Below are 10,391 nucleotides of genomic sequence, written 5' to 3'. Positions count from 1 at the left end.
CGGCAGTATGGACTTTGACTTGTTATGCAGTCTCACCCAACATACGTTAGCCTTATATGAAGTTCGTGTTCCTCAGACCGGAGATTTGCCGCCAGCTTCCTTCAGATCCCACCTCACGGTGAACACCCTTGCCTTAAGCTATGGCTACTACTGCCTTCACCATTCGGGACTTGAACCCTAGAGATAGCGCCCATGCTGGGCGCACATAGAACAAGCAGGTGTCATTTGTATAAAACACCTGCTTGCTTGGTAAAATTAGCTGCAACCACATGGAGTTGTTTACACTCGCATGAAGCTTATATCATTTAAATAACCTTTTAATAATGCTCTTTTTGCGTTTTCCATTAATGGAGCTATAGAATCGTTCTCTTGGTAAGCATCTAATATTCATTTCACCGTATCGAATGTTAAAATCCTTGTATTTCTCTCGATACAGCTCATTAACAAAAAACAGAAAATCCTCCTTACTCGTAAAAGCAAGACAATTACCATCATGATCCTTTAACGATATTGGAAAAATGCAAGTGTGAATCAACAATAAGATCTCGTAAATTTTGAGAGTGCATTCATGAAACCAAGAAAAACAGCCCTCAATCGATAGTTCCCTTATCGTTTCATAGTCTGAATGTACGGTCATAATCAAAAATTCTTCCAATTCATATTCATACGTTGTAATCGAACTATATATAACATTTAAATTATTAAGTTGACTTAGAAAGTCATCCTTTGAAATTCCATTATTTACAACTGATGACTTAACATAGAAACTCTCTGCTCCCATTTATTTCTCCACCTTAATAGGGACTTTTTTTAGACCCGATTGTTTTGCCGCCCACCAACGATGATGACCATCCACAATCTGCATAGTCCCATCATCAAGTATTTTCACTACTATCGGACTCGATATCGTACCATTCTCATTTATATATTCTCTAGCTGCCTTTAATGCTTTTGCATTATAATTACCTCGATTATAATCGAATTCATCTAAAGGGTTTTTCACCAAATCCGATACATTCGCTTTAATAGTCTTGAACGAATTTAATAAGTTAACGGAGTTCTTGAAAGCACTGGCGACTTTTGGAGTTAAAGTAATACCAGCCGCAAACACTGACTGTAAAACAGTAAGTGCCTTAGCATAATTTTGGCCATAGGCATATGCTTCATCCTTCGTAGGTTTTCCGTTTAATACATGTTCTCCATATTTACCCAGATACACAAATGGCTCGGAAAGATTTTCTCCAACGGCCCCAATAATAGCGTTGATACTAATATTACCATTGTATATTTCTTTAGAGAGGTTCCACACTGCCTTATAAGTACTCGGACTGAATACTGCCTTTACTCCATCAATAGCAGAATTTATTAAGTAATCTTGGCTTCCTCGGGAAATATACCATGCAGCTTTGAAGGTGAGGTGACCTGTTGGATCTACATGAATCAAAGGATTGTTATGCACATACGTATACAAATTCATCGTCAGCGGATTGTCAATCTGCCCTTCATACGTATCCTTGCTAATAAACCGCCCGACACTCGGATCATACCACCGCGCCCGTAAATACTGCAATCCTGCGCTCTGGTCCCACAGCTCACCGGAGTAACGAAACGGATTCGCTACGCTCTCCACCGTCGTCAGCGGATTGCCCCACATATCATACGTATAGCGGTTCAGGCTCACATCGCCTGTACTGTTCCGCAACTCGACCACATCGCCATGACCATTATGCAAGTAGTATTGCTTGCCGCTGGAATCTTGACGAGCAATCAGCCCTTTGCCCCGGGTATACTCCGCTTTCATCGTTACATTACCATTGGCTACAATGCCTTCTGCAATCACCTGATCGCCATCATAATAATAGCGAACTGTCGTGTTATTCTCTGTCCGTTCATAGAGCAAGCCGTCGCCGTTATACCTGTAGCTTACTTGCCCTTCCCCGCTCTTCGAGACACTGGTCAACCGATTCCACGCATCATACGTGTAATTGGTTTCCCCAACGGGAATATCCGGCATCCTGTCGCTCTTCAACGCGATCCGATTGCCGCGGTTGTTGTACGTGTACGTCTCGTTGAATTGCGAGGAGGTCGCTATCCGGTTCAAACTATCATAGCTGTAGCCGTATGCAGCAAGCGGGCCGTTCTGTCGGACCGTCTGGCCCGTGATGTTCCCGTTTCCGTCATAATCATAGTCAAAATAATTGATTTCACTTCCGTTGGCCTTCGTATGAATCAACGTATTAATCGAATAGCCGTCATACGTGAACGTACTCTTATTCCCGTTCTTCTGCTTGATTTCTTTCAACAAATTATTGTTGTAGTAATCGTATTCGGCCTCGAAGGCCGTCGTTGAAGACCCGACCGTCTTTAACCGATTCAAATTATCATAGGTGTAGACGTTCACTTGGCCGAACGGCCCAGTCATCGTATCGCGCAGACCAAGCTGATTATAGGTGTACGAGATCCTCTTCGTATCTGGGAATTGAACCTCAATTAGTTCGCCTGTCTTGCCTTTATAGGTATAGTTTGTTGTCCCCGTGCTATCTGCCATCGTTTTCCGTCGCCCGGACAGGTCGTACGTATAGGTGACATTGTCATTCGGTCCGCTTTTGCCGGTCAAAAAGTTTCGATTGTTGTAATGATAGTAGAATATTTGTCCCTTCTGATCTACTGTAGCAGTGAGATTGCTGTTTTTGTCATAATACATTTTCTCGAACTGTCCCAGCGCATCGGTTTGTCTCACCAGTCTTCCCAACTGGTCATAACGCTTCTGCGTCGTCGTAGCATCTGGGTAGCGGATTTCCTTCAAAAATCCGGCCAAAGAGTACGCATAACTCGTCGTATCATTTTTCGGGTCCGTTACGGCAGTCATACGCCCCATCGCGTCATATTGATATTTGGTCGTATGCTGAGCATCGGTGGAGAAGGTGATATTGCCCATGTCATCATACTGCGTTGAACTTAGCTGCTGAAATCCAGCGCCTTTGTTGATCTGCGACAAAATTTCACGACCCAACAGATCAGCTGTCGTTCGCGACTGTATGCCCAATGGGTCTGTACTTGTCGCTGTCCGGTTCAGCTCATCATATCCCATCGTCGTGTACGCGCCGTTCGGAAGCGTTGTCCGGCTTACTCTGTTCCAGGCGTCATACTGATAGGAGGTGCGATGTCCGCTGCCATTCTGCTCCCACAATGGCCTGCTCCACGCGTCATAGTCATATTGCTTGACCACACGGTAGCCGCCGTCTATGATGCCTTCTTCCATTTTGCGGCCGAGTTGATCCCATTTCTGAATGCTAGTAACACCCGTTTCATCCACGACTGTTACTTGATTGGTCACGTCATTATAGCTGGCAGTCATCCTCGACTGGTCAGGATTCGTAACAGTAGTCAGTCTACCTAGCTTGTCGTATTGATACGTAGTCCTATGATTATTGCCCGGCTGATGGTTGCCGTTCGTGAATGAGGTGACCCATCCGGTGCTTGAATCATATTCCAGCTTGTTCTCAATGGTACTTGGTTGCCCATCCGAATCCGTTACTTGAACGGTTTGTTTCGTTGGAAGAGCGCCTGAGTAACCGTATTCCATCACATATTCCATGTTCCGGTCATCATCCAGAATGGTTGTTTTCCCAATATTTCCATAGTTGTCAATTTGCTCAAACTTGCTATGGGCCAGCTTGGTTCCGGCCTGATTGGTAACAATGATCGCTGTAACTTTCCCCTTAGCATTGCGCTCATAAGTCGTATTGCGGGTTTGATTCGCGTCCACTCGCTCAGTCGAAGCCGCAAGCAGATGGGTCGTCGGATGGTACGAAAATGTCGTGGTCACATTAAGCGGATTGGTCTGTGACAGCACATTCCCATAGTCATCATAGCTGACCCGTTCAATGGTCGGCGTTGCATTGGTTCCCGCTTTGCTGAATGTGTTCGTGGTCACGATCGGATTGGTGATCCGGCGCGCCGCATCATATTGAAAGGTTGCTGTCCGTTTCTCATCTCCTGCTGTCTCTACAATGCTTTTCGTATACACGGTAGAAGAATCGTCCACATAGGCTTTGCGATAGTCAAAAGTGGTGCTCTTCAGTCCATTCTGAATCGTCGTGCCGAAGCTGGCGATATCCTGAGCGCTGCTCCCTATATCGGAATGATAGGTGAAGTCCAACTTGTTGAACTCTCTGTTGTTGCCAACATCCTTTCTCGACTGCATCCGGTAAACCTGCTCCGATGCGCTCGCGCCAAGCAGCCGGTTCGTAACAGTCCCAGCATAGGTGTAATTTGTAGAGGCACCCGTCGGATAGGTAACCTTGATCAACAAAAGCAACGGATTTTTTTCCGTCGGCGTAGTGCCGGTAATGCTGAATTTCGCACTTTTTTCTTGATAGTTATACCTTGTGACCCGTCCAAGCGGGTCGGTAACCTGCGTAAGATATTCGTTCGACAACGTTTCAAAGGGTGGCCTCGGGTTCTCTCTGTACTGTGTGCCTTTATCATAACGAACAACCTTATCCCCTTGCGTTAACGTTATACTCGTATCGGCATAAGCGATCGTGATCGAATTGTTGATCGCATCGGTTATAGAAGTCAGCACTTTGCCATACTTGGCATCCTGGGAATACTTGAATTGAATCGTATTATTGTAAGCGTCTGAGATTTGAATTAGTCGTCCATCTGTTGCAAAATGCTGATAAATGCCGTCCAGCGACTTGATGGCGACATTTGACCGTTCCTGATTAACAACAACCGTAGTGTCCGTCAGAACGGTCAAATCCTTCCACGGATAGCCCTTAAGCGTATTGTTGACCATTTCATAGGTGCCCTTGCTTCCCATATTCAAAAACCTCTTATCCCCAAACTCAGTCTTGATATAGGGGATATCCCACGTCCAGCCCGTTCCGAGCGGATAAAGCTGCTCTTGATACGGCTTGTTTGTGGCTACATCCGTCCATACAATACCGCCATAGCCATTACCAAAGTCATAGTACCTTGCATCCATATACGAATTATGATTGGTTTTGATCTCCTGAATCGTGCGAGTTTGAATCCCATTCGAATCTGGCTGTGACCAATTGTTGGCAAAGGCCACCTGACCCGCTCGTCGTATGATATAGTTCAACCACCGCATAGCATAATAGGAGTTTGTCATGGTGGAGCTATCAGGAACGTGATTATAATCCATCATAAATCGTCCGTCATCGATATATGAACGTGTCGTTACACCGTTATTCGTATTATAAGTCTCCTTGTATCTGGTTGCGTCATAATAAAGAACACAATAGCAGAAAAGTCCGAACGACAGCTCTTTATCATAGACATTGGCGGCGGAAGAATCATAATAACGATTCAATGAGAAGGATAGCCCATTGCGTCCAGGCAACGAGAGATCAGTCTCTTGTAAATCCAATTGGCCGCTGACTGGTGAAATGCTCTCCGCGCCAGCATTAATCTGAAAGGGCGACTGGATGTTTTTCATATTCAGATTGCTGATTGCAGATAAGATGCCTGGAGGAGGCGTAGGGTTGGACATCGTTGTCATCATCCTGGCGTTCTTGCCGTACACGGAGCCCGTTACGGTTGAATGATCTCCGTATACCGCATCAGCGACCTGAGGAAGTTGATCTAGAATCGTAACTCCATCTTCATTAGTCAGTTGAATGGGGGGATCGATACGCTCGATAGTACTAGTTTCCTCTGCTCGAAGCGGCTGATTTTCGAATGGCACGACTGAGTATGCTTTTGCATCAGGCGTCCTTTTATTGGTAGGCTTTGAACCCGCACTAGCGATGTTAATGCTTTGTAATAGGAGAGATAGAACAAGCATTGCTATTAATAATTTCCTCATTTAAAGCGCTCCTTGTATCGTGTTATATGTTACATACTTCATACTTATCTCATTTCCGTCCGAATACTTGTTCTCTTAATTACATTACCGTTTTGGTCATATATATATTGGGTTCCTACACTGTAAATTCCCCATTGATGAGTGATAGATTGCAAACGTCCCAATGAATCATAGGTATAGTTGAATGTATTGTTGTTAGTGGAGTTCTGCACAGGAGTCACCGCCCATTTGTAGGGTCCTCCAATATTCGTTGTGGTATTGGCGATACGAATAAAGTAGACTTTACCTGCGATTGTATTGAAATCAATCTCCAGGCTGGTTCCATGTCCAATTGAATTGGACAAAGGTACAATTCCCTGCAAATTTTCATCAAATATTTGAACATTTATTTTTATATCGTTTGAATATGCCCCAGTAAGATTTTTCAAGGATAAGTGATTTCCCCCTGTATGGGATGCAGTAAATTTAAAGAAATCCACTTTGTCCGTATTCGAGCTGAAACCTCCATAATTAATTTTATTCATCTCGCTCATAGGTACATTTGCATTAGTTTCTGGAGCATCTATGGAGTCTATCACAACATCATCTCTAACAGTCTCATAACTCCACTGAGTACCATCAAATACAGAAACTTTAAATCTCCACAATCCCTGAGAAAGAGGGACTGCAAAATAGTGATTGAAATAGCCCTCACTACTGTATATTTCCCCCGACTCGTAAGTTTGAGTTCCGTCAATCTTAGAACCCGAAACTCTGTATTTCACCTGTGCATCAGAATCAGGGTCACTATACCTCCCCTCCAACCTATTATCCCGAGTATATAAAGGAAGGTGGCTAGCATGAAAACTCACACTTGGCGGTGAATTTGTTGCACTGGTTTTATAATTGACAGTTAGTGTGTTCAAATTACATGAGCAATCCATAGAAGGGGTCCATTTCATCCAAAGCCGCTTCGTCGTCCCCGGACCGCCTGAACCAACAGGGTAGAGAACCATCGAAACTTTTTTTGCTGAATGTGGAGTGTATATATTTTCAAAGCTGCTTCTAGTCATAGTGGTAACATCCCAATATAAAAAAACTGTTTGCCATGGTTGATTACTTGTTATTCTTTGTAATTCCCCACTGTTAGCAGTAGTGTGACTTGGACGATTATAATAGGTCAGTGTTTGCGCATCCCAGTTTCCAGTGACCTGATAAGGAATAATATCTACATAAGCCGAAGGCTGCATTTCAAAACTCGACATTTTTGCGCCAAGGATAGCGCTTGTAATTTGTGCATTTTCCGGTATCTGGTTTAGCGCAAACTTGAAATAAGATAAATAAATATCTCGCGTGCTTCCGTTGTAGCTTTCACCTGCCCATAATGTAGTAGGATGTGTCGTGCTTGGAGAATACGATGATGCCCCAGCGCTATTCCCACCATATGAATAAAGGCTGACACTCGGATCGACCGTTATCGGATAACTCATCCCTTCCGTGTCGATTTCGATATGAAGCACGTTCTTCTTGCCTTCGACAGCAATCTTGGGCTGAATATATTTGATCGTGCCTTTATCGTCCTCCATCCAGAGTGGTTCGATGAGCAATTCACCCAGCCGGAGATCTTCCTTCAGCTTTGTATTTACCTCGAACGAAAACTTCTTGGGAGCGTTTTCATTCTTCAGATAAATAAACTCCTTCACGCCTCCATTCGTTACGATTAGATCAACATCAGTGTGCTTCCAAACATTCTTGTAATGAATGCGATTCTTTTCCTTCATATCGATCGAGCCGATGGATTTATTGGCATTAATCGGTTTAAAAGTCAGCTTGTCTGTCCCTTTGGTAATCGAATAGCCCTTGCTGTAATCCTTCGGAATGATCGTATCGAATGGCACTTTGACAGAGCGAAAATTGGTCTGGCTTCTGTCTATTCCTTTCTTCGCCTTCGCTTTGTTGTTGCTCGTAATTTCCTTGGCCTCTCTGGCAATATCCTTCGATACCTTCATCGCAGTGACATCAATATCCGCTTCGTCAACTAGTGCTGTGTTAATCTCTTCCCAGTTGTTAGCCTCGTCCTGATAATGCAGATTCCCTTGGTGTATTTCCGCTCTCATGGTCCCGTCATCCATAAGGAAATGCCTTGTATTGAAGGTCCTCTTTTCTTTCATCTCTTTCACTGCTTTAGGTTCGGTTTCTTTTTCCAGCTTGGATGCATCCAAACTGGTTTTCCCCTTGCTGCTGTCAGATTCCATTTCGATTGATGTAGTATCATTGTCCTTCGATTTGCCTATGGCAATACTGGGCAGCAACAGCATCAAACACACGATTATTAACAGCATCCTACTGATTTTTCTTTTCCCCATGACCAATCTCCCCATAAATGTTTTTGTTCAGAACTACACCAAAAAAACATGTCACCATCCGATTATCAAAAGCAACGCTCCCCTTTCAATATTTATTCTTGCAGTTCTAAGATATCTTATATTTTGTGAATATAAATTTCATTCAGATATTTTGTCGTTTAATGTTGAAAATTGTTTATATATGCATATTTATATTATATTTACAAAATATTTAGGTGATGTTCGCATAATCTCGACATGTCTCATAGTGCACACAATATGTTTGCGATGGAATTTGAAAAACCAGTGAGAAAGCGAACATAACAAAAACAGGTTAATCATGGTGGTATCTGACCATAATCGACCTGTTTAATGTAACTAAATAGCGTTATTTAGGTTATAAAATCAAACATTCGTGTGCATACCACAAAATTCAAGAAATCATTATACGGCTCCTTTCAACCATTTAAATTTCAATCGCAATCCATGGCGATACGGGAACATAGCGTTAGCCGCTGTACACGTTTCTTCCCGAATGATCGCCAAGCATAAGGCGTGGTGAAGAAACGACTGAGGGTATATTGTGCCAGCTTGTAGGGCTTAGCATTGCTTGTCCCTGACATCATGACCATCGACATAAATTTTAAGTGACATGACTAAATGCCACTCTCCCGTTTCTCTCATTGTGCTGGTTCCACCTAGACAGAAGTTCTGTTCTGAGGTGTAAGTCCGGACAGGTACAGCGGGTGCTTAATCATGTAATAAGAAGGATGTTGAACGTTATATTTTAATACTAGTTCGTTCAATCTGTGATTCTAAAACATCATATAGAGCAAGCTTATAATTTATTTTATCCAAGTTGAAATAGAGATCCCTTATGCTTCTCTCTATTTCTTTTTTATGATTAAGCATCATCAATTTTCGTTCTGAAATTGTTGAATCCCCTTCTTTGTATAAGTATACGTACTTCTGAATTCGAGCAATAGGCATGCCTGTTGCTCGAAGTGCTGTAACAAAGTGTATCCAGCTTAAATCTTCTTCGTCATATAATCGCTTTCCATTTTCATTTCTTTTGACATGTGGGAGCAGTCCCTCCTTTTCATAATATCGAAGTGTGGGAGCGGCTATTCCTGTTATTTCAGTAACCTTTTTTATAGTCAACATAAATAAAGCTCATCGCCTCCTATTAAAGTACACTTTAAACAAATATCCAACTTTACTAATCAAGCTTTTCTAATTTCATGCCATAAAAGAAGAAAATCTATTGCTAAATCAAAGTATTTTCTAATTTATTATACACGAATTAATTTACGAAAAAACCCTTGACTTAAAGTGAACTTTATACTTTATGATAACAATGTATTAAAAATGATTTTCGAGAGGATGAACTATCGTTGGAAAAGAAAATTTTAGAACATGAAGTTACCATGACCAATATTTCAATCGTCACGGGCGGCAGTCGCGGACTAGGTCGCAATACTGCCATTAGTATTGCACGTCATGGTGGTGATGTTATTTTGACCTATCGTAGCCAAGAAGAAGAAGCAAAATCTGTCGTTGCTGAAATTGAAGCTCTGGGGCGTAAAGCAGTCGCTCTACAACTCGATATAGCAAATACATCCAGCTTTACTGATTTTGCCGAGACAGTTCGTTCTACCCTGCAATCTACTTGGGGTAGCTCCACTTTCAATCATCTGGTGAATAATGCCGGCCATGGAGAAATGACCAGCTTTGCCGAAACAACAGAGGCTCAATTCGACGGCCTGTTCAATGTACATGTTAAGGGCGTGTTTTTCTTGACTCAAGCCCTACTGCCGCTTCTTGCAGATGGTGGTCGTATTATTAACTTTTCATCAGGTCTTACTCGTGTCTCTTATCCCGGCTTCTCAGCTTACTCTGCGGCTAAGGGCGCAGTAGAAATTCTAACCATCTATATGGCAAAAGAGCTTGGCCACCGCGGTATCACTGTTAATACCATTGCACCTGGTGCAATCGAAACCGATTTTTTAGGTGGCGCTGTACGCGACACGCCTGCTTACAATGATGCATTTGCTGCGATGGTTGCCCTTGGTCGTGTCGGTGTGCCCGATGATATCGGCCCCGCAGTTGCCAGTCTACTTGGTCCCGACAATCGCTGGGTTAATGCACAGAGAATCGAGATCTCCGGTGGTCAGAATATTTAATTACTCATGGCGACAAAACGACTTTAATCTAGTTATAGAAGGCCA

Annotated in this window: 4 protein-coding genes; 1 reads left to right on the top strand and 3 read right to left on the bottom strand. The window is 43.0% G+C overall.

Features of this window, described 5'->3' with window-relative positions; translation table 11 throughout:
* Positions 1-781 precede the first annotated feature (781 nt).
* From L6H65_RS17625 to L6H65_RS17615, 3 genes are all read right to left on the bottom strand, one after another.
* Positions 782-5,839, bottom strand: a complete 5,058-nt coding sequence (locus L6H65_RS17625) for an RHS repeat-associated core domain-containing protein (RefSeq protein ID WP_236343970.1) — start codon at positions 5,837-5,839, stop codon at positions 782-784.
* Between the two features lie 44 nt (positions 5,840-5,883).
* Positions 5,884-8,184, bottom strand: a complete 2,301-nt coding sequence (locus L6H65_RS17620; protein ID WP_236343969.1) for a DNRLRE domain-containing protein — start codon at positions 8,182-8,184, stop codon at positions 5,884-5,886.
* Positions 8,185-8,943: 759 nt separating this feature from the next.
* Complete coding sequence (locus L6H65_RS17615; RefSeq protein WP_236343968.1) at positions 8,944-9,327, bottom strand: MerR family transcriptional regulator; 384 nt, start codon at positions 9,325-9,327, stop codon at positions 8,944-8,946.
* A 230-nt stretch (positions 9,328-9,557) separates the two neighbouring features.
* Here L6H65_RS17615 and L6H65_RS17610 point away from each other — a divergent pair, with 230 nt between their 5' ends.
* Positions 9,558-10,346: an SDR family NAD(P)-dependent oxidoreductase gene (locus L6H65_RS17610; RefSeq protein WP_307728360.1), complete on the top strand. Its 789-nt coding sequence runs from the start codon at positions 9,558-9,560 to the stop codon at positions 10,344-10,346.
* Positions 10,347-10,391: the final 45 nt, after the last annotated feature.

The organism is Paenibacillus plantiphilus (genome assembly GCF_927798095.1).
GTDB classification, from domain to species: domain Bacteria; phylum Bacillota; class Bacilli; order Paenibacillales; family Paenibacillaceae; genus Paenibacillus_Z; species Paenibacillus_Z plantiphilus.
Note: the sequence above shows the minus strand (reverse complement) of the source record. Positions and strands in the feature narration are given on the sequence as shown.